Below are 21,323 nucleotides of genomic sequence, written 5' to 3' on the forward strand. Positions count from 1 at the left end.
CCGCGATGGAACATGACGGGCCCCTGCTGCGGCTGGAAAATGTTTCCAAGGAATTTTATGGCACAACGGTCCTCTCGGACGTGAATTTTTCCATCGGCCGGGGAGAGATCCTCGGTTTGGTGGGAGAAAACGGCGCGGGAAAGACTACCCTGATGCATATCCTTTTCGGCATGCCGGTGATTTCCGATACCGGAGGATACGGGGGCCGGGTTTACCTGGAGGGGAACGTTGCCGCCTTTAAAAGTCCTTTTGACGCCCTGGACGCGGGAATCGGCATGGTCCATCAGGAATTTTCGCTTTTACCGGGTTTTAGCGCCGCCGAGAATATCCTCCTCAACCGTGAGCCCCTCCGTCATAATGGAGCGGCGGAAATATTTGGGGAACGGCTTTCCACCCTGCGCCGGGATCTGATGATCCAACGGGCGGGGGCGGCTATCGGTAAGCTGGGGGTAAAGATAGACCCCGATACCCCGGCCTCGGAGATGCCGGTGGGGCACAAACAGTTCACCGAGATTGCCCGGGAGATTAACCGGGATAAGGTAAAACTCCTCGTGCTGGACGAACCTACGGCGGTTCTGGCCGAGAGCGAGGCGGAGATCCTCCTCAAGGCGATCAAGGTCCTGGCCGGGGAGGGGATCGCCGTGATCTTCATATCCCACCGGCTCCGGGAAATTATCGAAATCGCCCACCGGGTGGTGGTCCTGCGGGACGGAAACGTGATCAAGGATGTCCCCAACCAGAACCTTACCGTGGCGGACCTCGCCTTCTGGATGGTCGGCCGGGATATGGGAAAGGGGGCCCCGGAAGGCCGGCGGCCGGCGGGTATTCCGGCGGAGGCGGCCCTGCCGGTGGAAGACCAGGGGGAGGAAGCCCTTCGGGTTGAGGGGCTTTGGGTGGATATGCCGGGGGAGACGGTCCGAAACGTCTCTTTTTCGGTAAAGCAAGGGGAAATCTTCGGCATCGGGGGATTGGCCGGCCAAGGCAAGTTGGGAATTCCCAACGGTATCATGGGCTTGTATGCCGCCGGAGGCCGGGTGTTTCTGGAAGGAAAGCCGGTGGTCATGGGGAATCCCCGGGCCGCCCTGGATGCGGGGATGGCCTTTGTCTCGGAGGATCGCCGGGGGGTGGGGCTTCTTCTGGATGAAAGCCTCGACTGGAACATCGCCTTTGGGGTCATGCAGATCAAGGGGGCCTACCTTAAATCCTATTTCGGCGGTCTCTTTAAACTTCGGGATGAGAAGGCCATGCGGCGTCTCGCCGAGGAGTACATCCAGCGGCTTGAGATAAAGTGTACCGGCCCCAAACAGCCCGCCAAGGAACTCTCCGGGGGGAACCAGCAAAAAGTCTGCCTTTCCAAGGCCTTTGCCCTGGATCCGCGCTTGCTTTTTGTCTCGGAACCGACCCGGGGCATTGACGTGGGGGCCAAAAAGATAGTCCTTGATACGCTGCGGCGTTACAACCGGGAGCAGGGAACCACCATTGTGATGGTTTCCAGCGAACTTGAGGAGCTCCGCTCTATCTGCGGCCGGATCGCCATTGTCGCCGAAGGCCGTATCACCGGCATCCTCCGCCCCGATGCACCGGCCACGGAATTCGGGCTCCGCATGGCGGGGGTTTCCGGCGAAAATCCGCAGGAGGAACTATGACGCCGGAACTGAGGGACCAAGCCCACGCCGGCCGCCTGGGAGAATTCATCGCCGAATTTGGGTGGCCCCGGCTTATCATCTTCTTTTTTGTGGTGATCCTCTTTATTACCGCCCCCTTTGTCGGGGTCCGGGTGGATAGCTCCCTGATGAACGTGTTTGTCCGCTTCGGCCAAAACGGGGTCATGGTTCTGGCCCTGGTCCCCATGATGCAGGCCGGGGCGGGTCTCAATTTCGGCCTTCCCGTGGGGATAGTGGCGGGGTTGTTGGGTTCAACCCTGGCGATGCAATTTGGGCTTACCGGGGCCGCGGGTTTTTTCGGCGCCATAACCCTCAGCCTTCCCTTTGCCCTGATCTTCGGGTGGCTCTACGGCCTCCTCCTCAACAAGGTAAAGGGGGAGGAGATGACCATCGCCATGTATGTGGGGTTTTCGGTGGTTACCTTTATGGCCATCATGTGGCTTGTCCTGCCGTACACCAATCCCACCATGGTTTGGGGGTATACCGGACAGGGGCTGCGGACCACCATCACCCTGGACGGGTACTGGTCCCGGGTACTTAACCATTTTTTGGTGATTAAAATCGGTCCCTATTTTGAATTTCCCACCGGGACTATCCTCTTTTTTAGCCTTATGGCCTTTATCATGTGGCTTTTTATGCGGAGCCGTACCGGAACCGCCCTTACCGCGGTGGGGTCCAACCCCGATTTCGCCCGCGCCGGCGGGGTTTCCGCGAACCGGATGCGCCTTACCAGCGTGATCGTGTCCACCGTGTACGGCGCGGTGGGGATCCTCATGTACCAGCAGAGTTTCGGCTTTATTCAGGTCTATCAGGCCCCGATATACATGGCCTTTCCTGCGGTGGCGGCGGTCCTGCTGGGGGGGGCATCGGTCAATAAAGCCTCGATAGTCAACGTGATCGTGGGGACTTTTCTTTTTCAGAGCATCCTCGCCATGACCCCTTCGGTGATCAACAGCATCCTTAAAACCGATATGTCCGAGGTGATCCGGATCCTCATCTCCAACGGGATGATCATCTACGCCCTGACCAGGAAGACGAAGGTGAGCAAATGAAACGGTTTAATACCTGGAATTTTTTGGCGGACAACGCGGTGGTTTTTATTTTCCTGGTTATAAGCGCCGCGGCGACGCCGATTTCGGGGTTGTCCCCGGTTTCCATTGCCCAGGAGATCCTTACCCGGATCGGCAGAAACTGTTTTTTGGTCTTCAGCCTGATCCTCCCCATTATGGCGGGGATGGGCATCAACTTCGGCATGGTTCTGGGGGCTATGGCGGGGCAGATCGGCCTGATCTTCGCGGTGGACTGGAACATCGTCGGCATTCCGGGGCTGATCTTCGCTTCGCTTATCGCCGTCCCCATCGCCGCGCTGCTCGGCTGGGCCGCCGGGGAGATCCTCAACCGCGCCCGGGGCAGGGAAATGGTTACCGGCTATATCCTCGGCTTTTTTATGGACGGCTTCTACCAGTTTGTGGTCCTCTACCTCATGGGCTCGGTGATTCCGGTTCATTCCCTTAACATCACCCTTTCCCGGGGTTACGGGATACGGAACACCCTCACCCTGGACTCGGTACGGCAGTCCCTGGATCGGCTCCTCCCCCTGCGGCTTTCCCTGCCCGGAGGAACCGTCATCCTTCCCATGGCCAATTACCTCATCATCGGGATCCTCTGTCTCTTTATCATCTGGTTCAGGCGGACCAAACTGGGCCAGGATATGCGGGCGGTTGGCCAGGACCAGGGGGTGGCCCACGCGTCGGGGATCCCCGTGGACCGGACCCGGATAATCGCCATTGTTATCTCCACCATCCTCGCGAGTTTGGGGCAGCTTATCTTCCTGCAGAATATGGGAAACATGGCAACCTACAACGCCCACAAGCAGACCGGGTTTTTCGCCGCCGCGGCGATCCTGGTCGGGGGTGCGTCGGTGAGCAAGGCCACCATCCCCAATGTATTTATCGGGACGGTACTCCTCCATTTGATGTACATCGTGGTTCCCCGCGCCGGGGCCAACCTCTTCGGTTCGGCGATGATCGGTGAATACTTCCGGGATGCCTTCAGCTACGGGGTTATCGCCCTGGCCCTGGTCATTCACGCCTGGCGCAAGCGGGCCAACGCCGACCTTGCCCGGGCAAGCCTGCGGGGCGGAACGGAGGACCTATGACGCAAAAAGACCGCAGAACCTGTATCCGCGCCGTCCTGGTCCTCCTTTGGATAGGGCTGGGGGTCCTGCTTTTTGTCCTTTACCGGGGCCACACCCTCCTGGTGGACAACCGCAACACCCAAGAGGGGCTCCGTGCGCCGGATCTTATCACGGTTTCGGTGGACGGGGGAAAGGGCCTGGAATTTTTCCGGGGGGATCGGGACCGTTTTGCCGTGGTCGGTACCCGGCACCGGATCAGCATCGAATTCAGTGACGGCACTCCGCCGGTGGAGCAGGAGTTTCGGCTGCCCATCCGGGACGATATGTATATTCTCTCGGTACCAAAAATGCTCAATGATCTTCCTTTTGTAGAAGTTTTCCATACCACCCCCGAACCCCGCTCGCCGGAAGAAGACGAACTCCCCGTCGAGGAAGTGCCGATTCCCTAAATGGGGGGCGGCGGGATTTTAAAAATTGCCCCCCAACGATTTTTTTATGATATATTTGAAATATGGGATATGTAGACCACATAAATAGGAAGCTCCAAAAGGAATTCGGGGGGAGGGTGCGGGCCCGGGAAGATGACCGGTGCCTGGTGCTTGAGGGGGAGCTTGAAAACTGGACCGACCTGGTGCGGGCCGGGGCCCTGGGGGCGGCAAAACCGGGACTGTTCAAAAAGCCGCGATACCGGGGCCTGGTGAACAACATCCGGTTTTTGGGCGCCGAGATTCCCCCCATGCGCCTCCCGGCGTTACAGGATACCGCTTTGGAGGGGGAAAGCCCCGACGTGCTGGTCATCGGGGCGGGGATTTCCGGCTGCGCCATAGCCCGGGAGCTGACCCGGTATAATTTGAAGATCCTCCTGATCGATAAAGAACACGATGTGGCCAAACATGCCTCCAGCCGTAATGACGGGATGGTCCATCCCGGGATAGATCTCAGGAAGGGGAGCCGGAAGCATCACTATAACCGTCTTGGAAACCGGATGTACGATCATATTACCCGGGAATTGGGGGTTGATTTTGAACGTACCGGCCAATACCTCTGTTTCAGCAAGCCCTGGTTCACGCCTTTCCTCTACCTTTCCCTGCTCTACTGGAAGTGGCTGGGTTTGTCCGGGGTCCGGGTAATCGGTAAAGAGGAGCTCCACCTAAAGGAACCGGGGCTACGGGAAGATCTGGTCACGGCCCTCTTTTTCCCCTCCGCCGGTATTGTTTGTCCCTACGGGCTGACCATCGCCTATGGGGAAAACGCGGTCCAAAACGGGGCCGCCCTGAGCCTGGATACGGCGGTGTTGGGGATGACCGTCGAAGGGGGGCGGATCACCCGGGTAAAAACCAACCGGGGTACGGTTTATCCCCGGGTGGTGGTGAATGCCGCCGGGGTATTTGCCGAGGATATCGCCGCCATGGCCGGGGACCGGTTTTATTCGATCCACCCCCGGCGGGGGACCAATGCCATCCTGGATAAAAAGGTAACTCCGGTTTTGGTCCGGACCATTGCCAGCAAAATCGGGATCTCCTCCCTGAACGCCCATACCAAGGGCGGCGGCATCGTCCGAACCGTCCACGGGAACCTCCTGGTGGGGCCCGACGCGGTGGAAACCTTTGAGAAGGAGAACTTTGCCACCCACGCCGAGTCCATCGAGGCTACCTTTGCCAAATTTAAGCAGACAAGCTCCGGCCTCACCCCGGCTCAGATCATCACCTATTTTACCGGGGTCCGGGCCCCCACCTACGAAGAGGACTTTGTGGTATGTAAAGGGAACCGAACCGTCAACCTGGTTCATGCCGCGGGGATCCAGTCTCCGGGGCTGACCGCAGCCCCGGCCATTGCCCTGGACATTACCCGGTTCGTCAAGGAACTGCTGGAGGCTTCGGGCCGGCCGGTGGAGGAGAACCCCCATTTCAACCCCCTCCGCCAGCCCATTCCCCATACCGCCCTGATGGAAACGGAAGAGCGGCGGGCCTTGATTAAAGAGAATCCTGATTATGGGATCATCCTCTGCCGTTGTGAGGAGGTAAGTAAGGGGGAGATCCTGGACAGTCTGCGCCGTCCCATACCCTGCGACACCCTGGACGGGGTCAGGCGGCGGGTCCGTCCCGGGGGGGGCCGTTGTCAGGGCGGCTTCTGCGGCCCCCTGGTCCTCAAACTCATCGCCGGGGAAAAGGGTATCCCCCTGGAAGCGGTGACCAAGGACGGTCCCGGGTCCGGGGTGCTGTGGGGCCCCACAAAAAAAGGCGGGGAGGATGAAGAAAATGACGGATGAGGGGTTTTCCGGAGGAGCGCCGCCCCATGACTACGACGTGACCGTTATCGGCGGGGGCCCCGCGGGGCTGGCCGCCGCCATTGCCGCAGACCAAGCCGGGGCCCGGGTGCTGCTGGTGGAACGGGAAGGCCGGCTGGGGGGTATCCTGAAACAGTGTATCCACGACGGCTTCGGACTTATCCGGTTTGGGGAAAAATTAAGCGGCCCCGAATATGCCCACCGGTACCTGGAAACCCTGGGAAACACCGGGGTTACGGTACGGCTCCTCAGTTTTGCCTCAAAAATACGGAAACAGGCCGGGGGGTTTGCCTTGACCCTGGTGAGCCGGGGGGGAGTCGATACCCTGCAAACCAAAACCCTGGTTCTTTCCACGGGCTGCCGGGAACGGACCCCCCGGCAGGTGAACATCCACGGGACCAGGCCCGCAGGGATCTTCACCGCCGGGCAGGCCCAGTACTACACCAACATCCTGGGGCAGCTTCCGGTCCGGCGCTGCGTGATCCTGGGGTCCGGGGATATCGGCCTCATCATGGCCCGGCGCCTTACCCTGGAAGGGGCGGAGGTTCTGGGGGTCTATGAGGCGAAACAGAGCCCCTCGGGGCTTTCCCGGAATATCGCCCAGTGCCTTGAGGACTTTGCTATTCCCCTGCTAACCGGCCATACCGTTACCAGGGTTTTCGGCAGGGATCGGCTGGAGGCGGTAGAGATAAGCCGGGTGGACGAGGGCATGCGGCCGATTCCCGGCACCGGAGAACGGATAACCTGCGACGGCCTGGTCCTTTCCGTGGGGCTTATCCCGGAAAATGAGCTTGCCGAAAGCCTGGGGGTATGGATCCATCCGGCCACCAAGGGTCCCCTCTGTGACCAGCGCTATATGACCATGATCTCCGGTGTTTTTAGCTGCGGCAACGCCCTGCAGGTGAATGACCTGGTGGATTACGTATCCGAAAGCGGGATCGCCGCCGGATACTACGCGGCGCTGACCGCGGAGCGGACCACGGCGATCGGCCTTGACCGGGGGGCGGCGGGGAATTTCGCGGAACTCACCACGGATGAAACCTTTCTCTGTCTAAGCCCCCAGCGCTTGGATATGGATTATACGGAACGGGAGATACCGGTATTTTTCCGTTCCCGGGAAGAGCGGGGCAGGACCCTCCTGCGGGTCCGGGCCAAGGGCCGGGAATTTTTTCGCCGGAACTATTCCCAACTCCGGCCCCCGGAGATGGAGCGGATCCTGCTGCCCCTGGAGAACCTGGACCTTGATCCGGGGGACCGGATCCAGTTTACCCTGGAGGAACCATGAATCGGGATGAAAAAAGGGTGTTAACCTGTATCGTATGCCCCAATGGATGCCGCCTAACGGTGGAAAAACAGGCGGAGGGCCTCAAAATTACCGGGAACCAATGCAAACGGGGACTGGCCTTTGCGGAGGCTGAAATTACCCATCCCACCAGGACCTTGACCACCACGGTCCGTACTATTTTTCCCCAGGCGCCGGTATTGCCGGTCCGTACCCAGGGGGAGATCCCCAAGGAAAAGATCCGGGAGGTGATGGCCTTCCTCAATACCATCACCATTACGGAGCCTTTGGGGATAGGCGCGGTGGCGGCGGAAAACGTACTGGGCCTGGGGAGGGACGTCATCGTAACCAGCGACCTGCTGAAGTCCGGGGCATAAGCAGGCCGCTCAAGACGCCGCATCATCGGAGGTGATCGGAAGTTGCTCGGAAACTGTTTGTACCATGCCCTTGACTTTATACCGGATTACGGACAGGCTTAAAAATGCACGATCAACAAATTGCGGCTTCATATATCCCGAAGTGGGGGTGGCGGGAAACCCGTGAAACGAGGCGGCGCTCCCCCTTCTTACGTTTGATCGTGTTAAAAGAGAGGGGAATATGTCGGAACCATTGATATTGACCTTTGACGTGGGAACCCAAAGCATTCGGGCTTTGTTGGTAAATCCCCAGGGCGTAATACTCCACAAGGCCCAGAAAATTTACGAGACGCCCTATTATTCAAAACAGCCGGGATGGGCGGAACAGCGGCCTTATTTTTATTGGGACAGTCTCTGCGAAGTCAGCCGTTCCCTCAAGGAACAAGCGGGGTCCCTCTGGCAGGATGTGATCGCCGTCACCTGCTCCACCATTCGGGATAGTTGCCTCTGCCTGGACCGGGATAATAATCCCCTGCGGGACGTGATCCTCTGGCTTGATGGCCGGAAAGCGCTGGATCTAAGCCCCTTGCCGGTATGGTGGGAACTCATCATTAAAATGGCGGGGATGTACGAAGGGGTGGCCTTACAGCGCCGGAACAGCGCCGGCAACTGGATCGCCCAAAACGAAAAGGAAATTTGGGAGCGGACCGACAAATTCGTGTTTATCTCCACCTGGTTCAACTATAAATTCTGCGGTAACCTCGTGGATTCTTCCGCAAGTATTATCGGGCATATCCCCTTTGAGCCGCGGACCCGTACCTGGATGAAGCCGTCGGATATGCGGTGGCACATCTTTGGAATCAGGGAAAATAAGCTCTTTGACCTCGTGGAACCCGGTACGGTGATGGGGACTATTACCCATAAAACCGCGGAAGAAACCGGTATTCCCCCTGGCCTGCCCCTGATTGCCACGGGCAGCGACAAGGGCTGCGAGACCCTGGGACTCTCCTGCATTTCGGAGGAAAAGGCGGCCCTCAGCTTCGGTACCACCGCCACGGTGCAGCTTTTTACCAGGCAGTACCTGGAACCCCTGCCCTATATGCCCCCCTACGCCGCCGTGGTCCCGGGCTGCTACAACCCGGAAATAGAAATTTTCCGGGGGTATTGGCTTTTGTCCTGGTTTAAGCGGGAATTCGCCGCCAAGGAGGTGGTCGAAGCCCAAAGCCAGGGGATCCCCGCGGAACAGCTGCTGAACCGGCGTCTGTGCGAAGTCAAAGCCGGCTGTGACGGTCTTGTTATGCAGCCCTATTTTACTCCGGGGATCGACATGCCCTTTGCCAAGGGGGCGATTATCGGCTTTTCCGATGTCCATACCCGGATCCATGTGTACCGGGCTATTATCGAAGGGATCAACTTCGCCCTTATGGACGGCCTGCGGGGTATGGAAAAACGGGGAAAACTCAAGATAAAAGAACTGTATGCGGCCGGGGGCGGCAGTCAAAGCAGTGAAATCTGCCGTATTACCGCCACCATGTTCGGACTCCCCTTGTACCGTACCCAAACCCACGAGGTCACCGGCATCGGATCTTCCCTTGCCGCCTTTGTTGCCCAGGGGGTTTTTTCTTCCTACGAGGAGGGCATCAAAGCCATGGTCCATATCCAGGATGAATTCATACCCAACCCCCAGGAGCATGAAATATACGAGGCGCTTTACCGGGAGGTCTTCTCAAAGGTTTTTGACAGGCTCTCCCCCCTGTATGAGCGGATTGGGGAGATTATAGGCAGGGGGTAGGAAGGAGTAATAACGCCCCTTGGGGAACGAAGGGGGGGCCGAGTATATCCCGAGCCCCCTTTCTCCGCTAGTGGATGATTATTTTTCGCAGTTGGTTTTTACAGGTATTTGCCATCGGAAGAAATGTCATGAGGGTTATACCTCCGGAAACGAAACCACCAATGAGGGGGACTGTTTTAGCCGCCAATCCGGTGTATCCCTGCCAAAACAGTTTTGCTCCCAAGATGCCTGCCGTATGTTTTGCCAATAGCAGTATCCCTACCTTGGCAAGGGTAACACAGGAAAGTCTCTTGACAAGTTCTCCTTCCAATTCTTTTGAGAGGGATGTGAGTTCCCGATTTGCGGTGATGGTACCGGTCATGATTCCAATAAATACCGTCAACATGGAAAGTAAACCATCCGGCTCTTCTCCTTCCAAATCGGGCCATCCGTAAATATAGGCGAGCTTTTGTGCGGTAACTACTAAGTTGTAATAATACTGGGCAAGATCAACTGGTATGGTCCCCAACATTGCCAGCCCTCCGGGGAGTCCCGAAACAAAGGACAGGGTAGTTGCCGAAACGGTCTGATCGGTAATCACTTTGGCGGAGACTTTATCCATTACCGCTTCCTCAACTTTTGCCTTGCCGGTTCCAAGCTCTTTAATCTGTCTCATGGTTTCAAGATTACAATGTTTGCTGAATTCCTTTTCAAGAAAACCAAGACGATCTACCTTTGCTCCGGGAAGTTTCAACACGTTTTCCAAAAGGCTTGACCAAAGATTGAGCTCTTTTCCACCTGCCAAAATCTTGATTCTAAACGCTTCTGCAGCCATAACGGCCTCCTTCAATTAAAATAATAGAAACTAAAATAAAGGTAACACAGGATTACGACAAAGACTGTCGTGGTGCTGAAAATAATTCAGATTTTCACTCATAATTTCTATCCGGGTTTAAGTTATAGGCCAGATTGGAATAAACGTTCTGAACATCATCGTTTTCCTCAAGCCGGTCAAGCAATTTTATTACCCTGATTGTAGCGTCTTGATCAAGGGAAATCTCCGTCTCAGGAACCATTTCAATTTCGGCACTCAATGTTCGGAATTCCCGATCTTTGATGACTTGTAATACCGTCTCAAAATCGTCCGGAGCGGTAGTAATCTCAATAAGTTCCTCTGTTAGGCTCACATCCTCGGCACCGCCTTCAATAGCAAGTTCCGTGATCATGTCTTCGGTGTATTCTTTACCGTCCAGAACAATAAACCCCTGTCGTTTAAATAGCCATGCGACGGAACCTGAAACGGCAAGCTGACCTCCCGCTTTGGTCAAGATGTTGCGGATATTTGAGACCGTACGATTTTTATTATCCGTTAAAACCTCAATAAAAACCGCAATTCCTCCGGGGGCATAGGCTTCGTATATCAGTTCCTCATAATTACCATCCTTCAGTTCTCCCACCCCCTTTTTGATGGCGTTGTCGATAGTATCCCTGGACATATTAAAGCCCCGGGCTTTTAGAACCGCAGCCCGCAGCCGGGGATTTGCCTCAATATCTCCGCCCCCTATATGAGCTGCGATGTTAATTTCTCTGGTCAGCTTGGAGTGCATCTGACCCCGTTTGGCATCAACAGCGCCCTTTGCCCGTTTTATTTTAGCCCATTTGCTGTGTCCTGACATGATAGCTCCTTTGTATAAAGTTTAATTTGATAAAAATGTAGCATGGGTTAACGACAATAAGTGTCGGGTTAAAAAAATTTAAAGAATTTACAGTTTTTTTTCACAACGACAGTATATGACATACTCATAGTGGTATGGTAAAACCACTGATCCGGGTTTAAATCGGGTCTGTACGGACCTGCGGTTCAATAGAAACAGTTAATATTATGGGAGATAATAGTATGATCATAACAATTCCGAATCCAATTATTTGCAAAACCAGGGAAGAAAAAGAGGCATTACTAAAAAAACGTGAAAAAGAAGAAAGAAAAAAACTATCAAAAAGAATTCCATGGGAGTGTTTTGCTATTGTTGACCCCCCCTGGACTCCTCTTCCCGATATAGTAACGATGGATGAATTTATTGAGGCCAATAGCGATGGTGAATTTTTCCCCGAATTGCTTCCTTCGTATTATATTAAATCAGACGGGAATGACTGTTCTGACGGCCGTTCAAAAGACACGGCCTTCAAGACCCTGTCAAAGGCTGTTGAGGCCGCGAAAACCGGTATCAAACGCATTACCATCCTTGATATATTAACCGATGAATCCGAAAAAGCCGGAGATCCGGAGAGTGTTTTTATCATAAAGAACTCAGGTCCCGAATGTATTACCATAAGCGGCTATGTATGTTCTGCTTTTCGTCGGACCATATCATGGGGCGATACCGGATTATCGGCCAAGCAGACCCATAAAAGGGTGCTTAAAATAACCGGGAATTCCCATATTCGATTACTATACATAACAATTTCAGACGGAAATATGGACGCATCGGATGGCGGAGGCATATTACTTGAGGGAGGGTCTCTTATCCTGGGAAAAGAAACGAGGGTCATGGACAATTACGCGAAGAAAGGTGGAGGAATCGCTGTCGACAAAAAGGGCGTCCTCAAGATGATGAGTTACGATAAAAATATAGGCGCTTCTATTATCCGTAACCATGCTCAGTATAATGGGGGAGGCGTATTGGTTTATAATATGGGACAATTTGAACTAGTTGATGGAGTGATATCTGAAAACAAATCTACTGAGTTTGGCGGTGGCGGCGTCTATATTGGTGATGTCTATGGCTCCTTCTACATGAGAGGAGGAATCATCACAACAAACAAGGCAGACCATGCCGGCGGCGGTGTTACGGTTAGTCACGAAGGATATTTTGAAATGACCGGTGGAAGAATCCTTAGCAATACCGCAGGATTTGGCGGAGGCTTATATATTGATGGGGGATCAGGTAAATTCATGAACGGCATCATAAGCGGTAACAGGGCACAATGGTTTGGAGGGGGAGTATATATTCAGCATCAACGTGATGATTTACCAGTTCCTTCATTGGAAATGTCAGGCGGAGTTATCATCGGTAATACTGCTTTCTATTCGGGCGGGGGGATAGAAGTATCTTGCCGCCAAAAAACTGAATCGGTTCATTTGACCGTTTCTTCCGGAATCATATCCGGCAATATTGCAGAAAAAGACCGGGGTGGCGGTATTTATATGTATGGAGGAAACGGACTGATAACGGGAAATGCGGTACTATGCGGAAACATGGCCCGTGAATACGGCGGCGGCGTATACATAGGGAAAGGATTTATATTGGATATTATCGGTAATTTTATCCTCGAAGGAAATGCGATTATCTCCGCAAATATCGTTGGTACAGACGTTATACCTCAGTGTGAAAAAGAACATACTGTCTTAATAAATGGCGAGGCGGTCACACTGGACTTACCCCAAGCTGCCGCCTGGGGTGGTGGAATATGTATTGCCGATGCCGACGTTGATATGCGGGGAGGCGCCATAAAAGCCAACATGGCCAATAAAGGCGGCGGCGTGTTTGTGGCCTCCCCGGAAGAGATTAAAAAAATGGATGGAAGTGTAGACGGGAGCTGTGCTCGACCAGGAGTCTCGGCTAGATTTACCCAAAGCGGCGGGGAAATAAGCGGTAATTTGATGGATGATATATACCAGGGCCAATAAGGAACGAAAATTTCCCCCTTTTAGTCAGAATAGACAATTTGGATTTTCATCAGGGAGGGGAATTTTCCATTGTGCCTTGACATTTTTTGTTATATGGGGATAGTATAAAGTGATTTTTCCGGTTAAATTAAAGATCGATTTTTTAAAATCGGTAAAAATTAAAAAAAAGATAACCACGACGGTAGGTGACGGGTTGTTGTGGTAAGTTTATGGTTGGATTGATAATTTTGATACTCTGATAAGGAGCATTTCAGGATGTCCGATGTTCAGCCCAAAATGGAGGAGAAACTCAAGGCATACCGGATCCTGCTGATTGACGAAGCCATCAGATCCGGTTCTTACCCCAACTCCGAAACCCTTGCGCTCAAGCTTGAGGTAAGCTCCCGTACCATCCAGCGGTATATAGAATTCCTCCGGGATACCTACCGGGCCCCTCTGGAATATGACTATACCAGACGGGGCTATTACTACACGGAACCGAATTTCTTTATCAAAAGTGTCATGCTTACCGAGGGCGAGCTTTTTTCTTTGGCCATTTTTGAGCCTCTTTTGGCACAGTATCGGCAGACCCCCATTGAACAAAATTTACGGGACATTATTAAAAAGATCGTCCAATCCCTACCGCAGAACATATCAGTAGATTCTTCATTATTGGGAAGCCGCATCAGTTTTATCCCCGATCCGCCGGTTTTCCTGGAAGCAGCCTCGTTTCTGGCGGTTTTTACCGCCCTCAAGGTCAGAAAAACCCTTGCCTTCGAGTACCGCTCTCTGCAAAATACCTCTTATACCAAACGGAAAGCCGATCCCTATCATGCCATCTGCCATCGGGGGAACTGGTATTTCATCGGTCATTGCCATACGAGAAATGAAATCCGGCTTTTCTCCTGTTCCCGTCTTCGTAAAGCGGCGATCATCAATAAGCCCTTTACAGTGCCAAAAGATTTTAATCCCTACCTTTATTTTGATAAACAAATGGGGGTATGGGCCTCCGCCCGCACGCCCTTTGCCGTTGAATTGCTTTTTGAGAACGAGATCGGTACCTATGCCGCTGAACGGCAGTGGCACGATACCCAGACGATCCGGCAGTATGAGGATGGGAGGGTCTACGTCAAATTTACCACCACTCAGGTGCCCGAGGTACTCCGCTGGGTTCTCGGTCAGGGCCACACGGTAAAGGTGTTGGGCCCGCCGGAACTGGCGGTAATGGTGAAGGAGGAGATAGAGAAGGTGCGGGGGATGTACTGATGGCAGATTATATTATTGGATCGTTTAATACTCAGAATCTCAATTTAAGATCTGACAGTGCTCAAAAAAAAGATTTTGAAAAAATAGCAGAAATTATTGAGAAAGAAAAATTCGATATTGTTGCTCTGCAAGAAACGATCACTGAAATAGCGATCAATCAAATTGAAAGACATTTGCCCAATTATTGGATACATGATTTTAATCAAGAAAATGGTAGACCGGATATTTCCGATGATGATGAAGATCAAATTAAATCAAAAAATTCCGCAAAGGGTTTTACCTTTCTATGGAATTCAAGGCGATTTGAAGAGTGTTCAAAAGATAATCGCGCACAATTTGAACCTGTTAAGGGCCATATCGTCCGAAGGCCATTCGTAGGGCGTTTTGCCCCCATTAATGGACCATTCTGTGAAATTCGATTAATAAATATACATCTTTGTAATCCTAATAATTTCAAAGATATGAAATTACAGGAATATGCAGCCGTAGCGGATCTTTATGACAGAATATATAGCGATCGCAAATATGGTAACAACAGAGCGGCTTATACATTAATCTTGGGAGATTATAATATTCCACTTAGATATTGTCTCGAATGTGAGGAAATGCACAATTTGTCTATAAAAGCATTCCTTGGTGGCGATGATCGTCCTAATGAAAAGACGACTTTAATAACACAGGATACATATCAAAAAGCTATAGATCAAGGTATACAACCATTTATTTTTGCTAACGATTTTGATCATTGTAGTTATAACGAAAGTTATTTTCAAGACAGAAATATAAAAATTGAGGTAAAGCGCATTAACTCTGTGGAAGTCTATTGTGAAAATGATTTCATTGTACACAGAAAATCGATTTCGGATCATGTTCCGATAAAAATAGAATTGTCATTAAGATAGGAGGCGAGTATGTTTTTATCAAGAAAGAAGTTCAATGAACTTTCAACCAAGGTTGACGCAATAGCATCACATGTTGGTATCAGCGACACACAGACACTCATTGCTGCTGACGAAGCGTTAAGAAAAGATGAAGAACGCAGACTTAAAGTTGCATATGCTCTCAATCTTTGTACTGTTTCCATATCTCAGATCATTGATTATAGTGATATTTATATTCTTGAACAAGAATACGATGCGATTCTAAACAACTTAAACATTCAAAACTTTATAAAAGATGAATCTTTGCTGAAGGTTTTAAAGCAAATTCTTGATACAATTACTTTCTTCAGGATACAGGAAGGCGACAAGAAATTCATAGAAAAAGAATATCAGCAAAAGATGAAAAATGCTATTTGGTCCGCTGTACCCAATTTAAGCGTCATTTTTGCAGGGGGATCTCTTATTACAATGGCTATAGCTGCCGCAACTCAAGTTGGCATTGGTTATATGAATTACCGTAAAAATAAGAATCAATATATCATCGAAAAGGAAAAACAGGATTGGGAATTACAACGTTCAGCGATTGAACAGTTTAATGGCTTGCGCCGGGAACTTTTTGAATCAGCGTGGCGGCTTTCAGAAAAATATGATTTCCCTGATAAATATCGTTTGACGGAAAAACAGATAACCCAATACAATGAGATATTGTTGGATCCTGATCCGCTTCGCCGATATGAAAGACTGGATTCAATATCAGAAATATTTGGAGCCTTTCCACCGTATTGGTATTATAAGGGAAACGCTGCAAAGGAGATCTCTCATTTGTATGAAACAAAAAGCCGGGAAATTGCGGAAAGTTATAAAAAGTCCGCTCTTGAAAATTATCAGATGTTTCATAAAATATATACCCCTTTTATGCGGGAAGATGTAATTGCTGCTTCTTGTTTTCTGGAAAACTTGGCATTGCTCCCTCGGGAAACAGAAGTCGACGAAAAGAAAAAATTGTTGGATGATACTGTTGAATTGGCCGGCAATAATCTTGACATACTTCAACTCTGTGTTTTTCACTATATTGAGATTAATGATGATGACAAAGCGGAATTTCTGCTTAGAAAACTGGTAAACGAAGATTACAATACTTCCTTGAACGGCAAAATATTGAGCAGGTTGTATTGGAAAAAAGGAGATAGAAATAAATACGATGTATTAAAAGACAGGATTGGCCCGGTTAATATTATACCGTGGATAGACAATCTCGAAGAAGTAGCTATAAAAGAGGCAAAAAATGGTGTTATACGGAATTATTTAAGATTTGTTTCTTTTATAGAACAATATGACAAGACATTGCGGAAAAAATACACAATTCCGGATGATTTTAAAAGTATTTGTAATGATTTTGTTGTTCAATTGCAAGAGTCGCAAAAAAACAATGAAAAAGAAATTAGGAGCGCGTTTTTAGTGGCGCTAATTAATGCAAATTTTCCAATGAGAATTAATAATTTTCTTAATGATGTCTTTTCGGATTTTGCGTATTCAAAAATTGTAACCATAGGAAAAGATACTAAAGGGGATGCGTGGAAAGGGTTTTTTAAAGATGAGGCTGAAAGGCTCATGAAACAAAATGCGGCTATTTTTGATGAAACATTGTATATGTTTTCCATAAACAAAAAATTAAAAACAAGCACTATTGTTGCATCAGGGTTACTGTTAGGCATTCCTGGTCTTCTTGTATCTACTCTTCTTTGGAAACAGAGAGAAAAACAGCTCGAAGGTATTCCTTCTTTGCCAATCAAGCAGATGGGTGCCGGAATAAATACTGTTTGTGTCCGCCTCTCTTATGATGCTGTATTTAATGAATTCTTTAATAATCTAAGAAAGATGTTTAAAGAACAAATTTCATTAATTGGTAAATTCACTGATACCGGTGAAATGTCTATTAGTCATGATATGGTGAATAATATTCTTGAAGATATGTTTCAGAAGAATCAGTTTTTATTACCACCTGAGATTACTAATCCGGAAATTGATATATCAGATTTAAATCTTGTTTTCCAAGATGAAAGCAAACAAAATAGCCAGACATTCTTTGTCCTTACAAAAGGATCCCGAAAATATTTTGAATATGCGCTGGAATATCCCAATTTTAAAAATGCTTTGGAAAATATTATTATCACTTCAATTCCGAATATATGTAAACCTTCTGATAATGTTTCATATAATATTGAATCAGTATATCAAGGAAGTACCAGTGACGCGGTAGCTACTATCCTGCTCACGGTGCATGATAGTACTGAGAAATCATTCGTTTTTTGTTATGATAAAATTATTATCATTAACGGTAACCTGTATTCCTATTCCGACGGGTTTGAAAAGATAAAAAATGAGATTCAACCTTATCAGAATGAATTAAATTCTGAAGCTTTTGAAAAATTATTTGAGGACATTAATATTTTATATAATAACTTTGAAGCAGAATTGGGTAAGTTAAAAGCTCAACAGGGCGAAGTTATTTGAATCATGAAATCTAGACAGAAGATATGTATGCCTGTACAAGATTTCGGGATTTCCCTCGGAAAAGGGTACAGGAGGTATTAAGGTACCTACCAAATATCCAACACCTGCTTTAAGCCCGCATTAATCCGTTCTATGATGGTTTTGGGGAGCATGGAGACCTGCTGTATGAAAAAGGCTTTATCTATGGTGATAATTTGAGAAAAATTGATAACCGATGGTTTATCAAGCCCGGAGATACCCTTTTCCAACAGAAAGTTGGGCGGCGCCTGTGCCAAATCCCTGTTTGAGGTGATCACCGCGCATATTACCGTACTCAGGGCGCTCCGGTTATAGGTGTCCCCCTGGATGACCAGAACCGGCCGCCGCTTTGCCGGTTCTGACCCCCTGGGCCGGGGCAGCTCCGCCCACCAAATTTCGCCCCGAATCACCAATCTTCCCCGGAAAAAAGCCGAAATTGTGCCTCCTGAACATCTTCATCAAGGGTTGAATTCCCGCCGCCATAGACCTCGTTGAGCCGTTGGAGCAGGATGTCGGTGTTATGGTTTCGTATATATTCTGCTACAGCCAGGGAATACAACGAACTCCGGGTTAATCCCAACTGAGCCGCGGTATGCTCTGCGGCCCGGTAAACCTCATCATCAATAGAAATAGCGGTCTTCATAGATAGAGTATAACCAGGGGTATAACAGAAGTCAAGTCCGCAGGGAAAGGATCCCCGCCGCCCCTTTGCATTCCCCCTTCCTGGTATTACAATAAAAGGAGAAGGAGTAACCATGGCCCATAAATATAAAAATTTTGAACCCCGGTGGTATCACGGAAAGGTCCCGTCCGATTCTTACCGGTCTATTTTTAAGTGGGGGAAACCTGAGGATATCAAGATTCCCCGGGAATCCCTGTACCAGTTGATGAAGGCGCAGTTTGACCTTTCCGACGATGACTTTAAGGAATATAGCGAGGATCTGGGACTGGATAAGGTAGAATTCAATATTCCCGTCAAGCTTACGGCCCCCCAGCTGGCCCGGTTTGCGGAGATCCTGGGCAAGGACTTTGTCCGCACCGACGACTATGCCCGGCTTTCGGTGGCCTACGGCAAGACCATGTACGATCTCATGCGGATACGGCACAGGATCGTCGAAAATATCCCCGACGCGGTACTCTACCCCGATACCAAGGAGCAGATCGAGGCTATTGTGGCCTACTGCGCCAAGGAGAAGATCCCCCTCTACGTATACGGCGGTGGTTCCTCGGTAACCCGGGGGGTGGAGTGCACCAAGGGCGGGATTTCCCTGGATATGCGGCTCCGGTTCAACAAGGTGGTGAGCTTCAACGAGATCGACCAGACCATCACCGTGGAGGCGGGGATGAGCGGTCCCAAGCTGGAAGAAACCCTGAATAACGCCCCGGTCAAATTCGGTGCCAAGCGGGCCTATACCTCGGGCCACTTCCCCCAGAGCTTTGAGCATTCCTCGGTGGGGGGCTGGGTGGTAACCCACGGTGCCGGGCAGAACTCCACCTACTACGGCTGCATCCAGGACATCGTTCTGGGCCAGGACTATGCCACCCCCATGGGCGCCATCCACACCGACCGCTATCCCCGGAAGGCCACGGGCCCCGACCTGGACCAGATCATGATGGGCAGCGAAGGGGCCTTTGGGGTGCTGACCCACGTAACCCTCAAGGTCTTCCGCCACCTGCCTAAGACCGTGAAGCGCTTCTCCTATATGTTCAAGGACTGGGAAACGGGCCAGGCCGCGGCCCGGGAGATCATGCAGAGCGAGGCGGGTTACCCCTCGGTGTTCCGCCTCTCGGACCCGGAGGAAACCTCGGTGATGATGCACATGTACCGGGTTACCGAAAGCCCCCTGCGGCACCTTTTCAACATCCGGGGCTTTAAAACCGGGGAGATGTGTCTTTTCCTGGGCTTTACCAATGGCGAGGCGGGTTTTTCCCGGAACTGCGCCAAAAACGTCCGCCGGGTGGCCCGGAAACACGGCGGCATCGGCCTCACCGGGATAGTCTGCCGGGCCTGGGAAAAGGGCCGTTTCAGCGACCCCTACCTTCGGGACACCATGCAGGACTTTGGCCTTGTGATGGACACCATGGAATGCGCCGTCAACTGGAGCAACATGTCAAAGGTCCACCGGGAGGTCCGGGCTTACTGCAAGAGCCGCCCCAAGACCATCTGCATGACCCACATGAGCCATGTCTACCCCCAGGGGGCGAACCTCTACTGGATCTTCATCGCCCGGATGAACGATCCCGAGGAGTACCGGAAATTCCACGCGGGAATTCTGGACACCATCCAGAAGTCCGGGGCGGCCATGAGCCACCACCACGGCATCGGCAAGATGTTCGGCCCCTGGCTTGAGGGCAGCATCGGCCGCAACGAATACGCCGTCTACCGGGCCCTGAAGCGGCACTTTGATCCGGACAACATCATGAACCCCGGGGGTACCCTGGGCTTCGATCTTGCGGAGGAAGAAAAGCGATTTCCCCGGTAAACCGAACTTGATCGCGGGTTTAATTTATGCTTATATAAGGTATATTGGAAACCCCCATTATCCGGGGAAGCATCTTGTGGTAGGAGTAGCTATGATAAAAATCGCGACCATTGCCGGTTCCGACGCTTCGGGAGGCGCCGGGCTTGAAGCGGATTTAAAAACCTTTGAAGAATACGGCCTGTATGGTATGGCGGCGGTTACGGTGATCGCCGCCATGGACAGCGGGAACAATTGGGCCCATCGGGTGTTTCCCCTGGACGAAGCGGCCCTGCGGGCCCAGTTGGACACTATTTTTAAGGGAGTGGGGGTTGCCGCAGCAAAATCCGGCATGCTCGGTACTTTTTACGCGGTGGAATTAACCCGGGAATATATAGCGGACTATGGTATAAAAAATTATGTCCTCGATCCGGTGATGGTCTGTAAAGGGGCCGGGGAGGCCCTCAACCCGGAGTTAAACCAGGTTCTGGAGAAAAAATTACTGCCCCTGGCGGCGGTGGTAACCCCCAATTTGTTTGAGGCGGCCCAGCTTTCGGGTTTAAAGGAAATTTCCACCCCGGAGCAGATGAAAGAAGCGGCCCGGATTATCGCAGACAAGGGGGCCCGTACCGTGTTTATCAAGGGCGGGGCAAAACTTCCCGGGGCGGTCACGGCGCTGGATGTGTTTTTTGACGGAAAAGATTTTAAGGTTCTGGAGGATACCCTGATAAAAACCGCCTGGACCCACGGAGCGGGATGCACCACCGCGGCGGCCATTACCGCGGGTTTAGCCCGGGGGCTTTCGACATACGATGCCATAGCCCTGGCTAAACGGTTTATCACGGGCAGCCTCAAGGCCGGCTTTGCCCTTAACCAATGGGTCGGTCCCGGAAACCCCGGCGCCTGGCGCCAGGCCTTTAATTAAGCGGCCCTAGTACCTTGTAAACACTAAACGGCCATACATATACAGAATTTAAGAAATTCACCACAAAGGCGCAGAAGGCGAAAAAGGGAAGAAATA

At 51.2% G+C, this 21,323-nt stretch carries 18 protein-coding genes; 14 read left to right on the forward strand and 4 right to left on the reverse strand.

Going from position 1 to position 21,323, the window contains the following annotated elements; genetic code table 11:
- Window positions 1–5 precede the first annotated feature (5 nt).
- The 8 genes from LQZ21_RS09060 to LQZ21_RS09095 all read left to right on the forward strand — a co-directional run bounded on the left by LQZ21_RS09060 (window position 6) and on the right by LQZ21_RS09095 (window position 9,518).
- Window positions 6–1,646: a sugar ABC transporter ATP-binding protein gene (locus tag LQZ21_RS09060; protein ID WP_411044003.1), complete on the forward strand. Its 1,641-nt coding sequence runs from the start codon at window positions 6–8 to the stop codon at window positions 1,644–1,646.
- A complete protein-coding gene (locus LQZ21_RS09065) occupies window positions 1,643–2,716 on the forward strand; it encodes an ABC transporter permease subunit (RefSeq protein ID WP_411044004.1) in 1,074 nt (357 codons plus the stop codon). The genes LQZ21_RS09060 and LQZ21_RS09065 overlap by 4 nt, the downstream gene beginning before the upstream one ends.
- Window positions 2,713–3,822 (forward strand): ABC transporter permease subunit, encoded by a 1,110-nt coding sequence (locus LQZ21_RS09070; RefSeq protein WP_411044005.1) that lies wholly within the window; start codon window positions 2,713–2,715, stop codon window positions 3,820–3,822. Before LQZ21_RS09065 ends, LQZ21_RS09070 begins: the two co-directional genes overlap by 4 nt.
- The gene (locus LQZ21_RS09075) at window positions 3,819–4,250 is read left to right on the forward strand and encodes a DUF6672 family protein (RefSeq protein WP_411044006.1); all 432 of its coding nucleotides are present in this window, start codon (window positions 3,819–3,821) and stop codon (window positions 4,248–4,250) included. The genes LQZ21_RS09070 and LQZ21_RS09075 overlap by 4 nt, the downstream gene beginning before the upstream one ends.
- Window positions 4,251–4,312: 62 nt before the next feature.
- Entirely contained in the window at window positions 4,313–6,070 is a 1,758-nt protein-coding gene (locus LQZ21_RS09080; RefSeq protein ID WP_411044007.1) for an FAD-dependent oxidoreductase, read from the forward strand.
- Entirely contained in the window at window positions 6,051–7,373 is a 1,323-nt protein-coding gene (locus LQZ21_RS09085) for an NAD(P)/FAD-dependent oxidoreductase (protein WP_411044008.1), read from the forward strand. The genes LQZ21_RS09080 and LQZ21_RS09085 overlap by 20 nt, the downstream gene beginning before the upstream one ends.
- Complete coding sequence (locus LQZ21_RS09090) at window positions 7,370–7,747, forward strand: DUF1667 domain-containing protein (RefSeq protein WP_411044009.1); 378 nt, start codon at window positions 7,370–7,372, stop codon at window positions 7,745–7,747. Before LQZ21_RS09085 ends, LQZ21_RS09090 begins: the two co-directional genes overlap by 4 nt.
- A gap of 220 nt (window positions 7,748–7,967) precedes the next feature.
- On the forward strand, window positions 7,968–9,518 hold the full coding sequence (locus tag LQZ21_RS09095; protein ID WP_411044010.1) for an FGGY-family carbohydrate kinase: 1,551 nt from the start codon (window positions 7,968–7,970) through the stop codon (window positions 9,516–9,518).
- 67 nt (window positions 9,519–9,585) lie between these two features.
- Here LQZ21_RS09095 and LQZ21_RS09100 read toward each other — a convergent pair whose 3' ends face one another.
- Entirely contained in the window at window positions 9,586–10,347 is a 762-nt protein-coding gene (locus LQZ21_RS09100; RefSeq protein ID WP_411044011.1) for a hypothetical protein, read from the reverse strand.
- A 79-nt stretch (window positions 10,348–10,426) separates the two neighbouring features.
- Window positions 10,427–11,173: a YebC/PmpR family DNA-binding transcriptional regulator gene (locus tag LQZ21_RS09105; protein WP_411044012.1), complete on the reverse strand. Its 747-nt coding sequence runs from the start codon at window positions 11,171–11,173 to the stop codon at window positions 10,427–10,429.
- 221 nt (window positions 11,174–11,394) lie between these two features.
- On the opposite strand from LQZ21_RS09105, the gene LQZ21_RS09110 reads away from it, so the two are divergent.
- From LQZ21_RS09110 to LQZ21_RS09125, 4 genes are all read left to right on the forward strand, one after another.
- Complete coding sequence (locus LQZ21_RS09110; protein WP_411044013.1) at window positions 11,395–13,185, forward strand: hypothetical protein; 1,791 nt, start codon at window positions 11,395–11,397, stop codon at window positions 13,183–13,185.
- A gap of 255 nt (window positions 13,186–13,440) precedes the next feature.
- Window positions 13,441–14,430, forward strand: coding sequence for a helix-turn-helix transcriptional regulator (locus LQZ21_RS09115; protein WP_411044014.1), 990 nt, complete (start codon window positions 13,441–13,443; stop codon window positions 14,428–14,430).
- Window positions 14,430–15,332 (forward strand): exonuclease/endonuclease/phosphatase family protein, encoded by a 903-nt coding sequence (locus LQZ21_RS09120; protein ID WP_411044015.1) that lies wholly within the window; start codon window positions 14,430–14,432, stop codon window positions 15,330–15,332. The genes LQZ21_RS09115 and LQZ21_RS09120 overlap by 1 nt, the downstream gene beginning before the upstream one ends.
- Before the next feature lie 9 nt (window positions 15,333–15,341).
- Window positions 15,342–17,825, forward strand: coding sequence for a hypothetical protein (locus LQZ21_RS09125; RefSeq protein ID WP_411044016.1), 2,484 nt, complete (start codon window positions 15,342–15,344; stop codon window positions 17,823–17,825).
- A gap of 86 nt (window positions 17,826–17,911) precedes the next feature.
- Here the strand turns inward: LQZ21_RS09125 and LQZ21_RS09130 are convergent, their stop codons facing one another.
- Together LQZ21_RS09130 and LQZ21_RS09135 are read right to left on the reverse strand one after the other, a co-directional pair.
- Window positions 17,912–18,253, reverse strand: a complete 342-nt coding sequence (locus LQZ21_RS09130) for a type II toxin-antitoxin system PemK/MazF family toxin (protein ID WP_411044017.1) — start codon at window positions 18,251–18,253, stop codon at window positions 17,912–17,914.
- Complete coding sequence (locus LQZ21_RS09135) at window positions 18,250–18,486, reverse strand: hypothetical protein (RefSeq protein WP_411044018.1); 237 nt, start codon at window positions 18,484–18,486, stop codon at window positions 18,250–18,252. Before LQZ21_RS09135 ends, LQZ21_RS09130 begins: the two co-directional genes overlap by 4 nt.
- A 112-nt stretch (window positions 18,487–18,598) precedes the next feature.
- Between LQZ21_RS09135 and LQZ21_RS09140 the strand changes: the two genes are divergently transcribed.
- Window positions 18,599–20,326, forward strand: coding sequence for an FAD-binding oxidoreductase (locus LQZ21_RS09140; RefSeq protein ID WP_411044019.1), 1,728 nt, complete (start codon window positions 18,599–18,601; stop codon window positions 20,324–20,326).
- A 91-nt stretch (window positions 20,327–20,417) separates the two neighbouring features.
- Window positions 20,418–21,227 (forward strand): bifunctional hydroxymethylpyrimidine kinase/phosphomethylpyrimidine kinase, encoded by an 810-nt coding sequence (thiD, locus tag LQZ21_RS09145; protein ID WP_411044020.1) that lies wholly within the window; start codon window positions 20,418–20,420, stop codon window positions 21,225–21,227.
- The last annotated feature ends 96 nt before the right edge of the window (window positions 21,228–21,323 follow it).

Origin of the sequence: Treponema sp. TIM-1, from assembly GCF_046533115.1 — a bacterium.
GTDB lineage: Bacteria > Spirochaetota > Spirochaetia > Treponematales > Breznakiellaceae > JAIRMO01.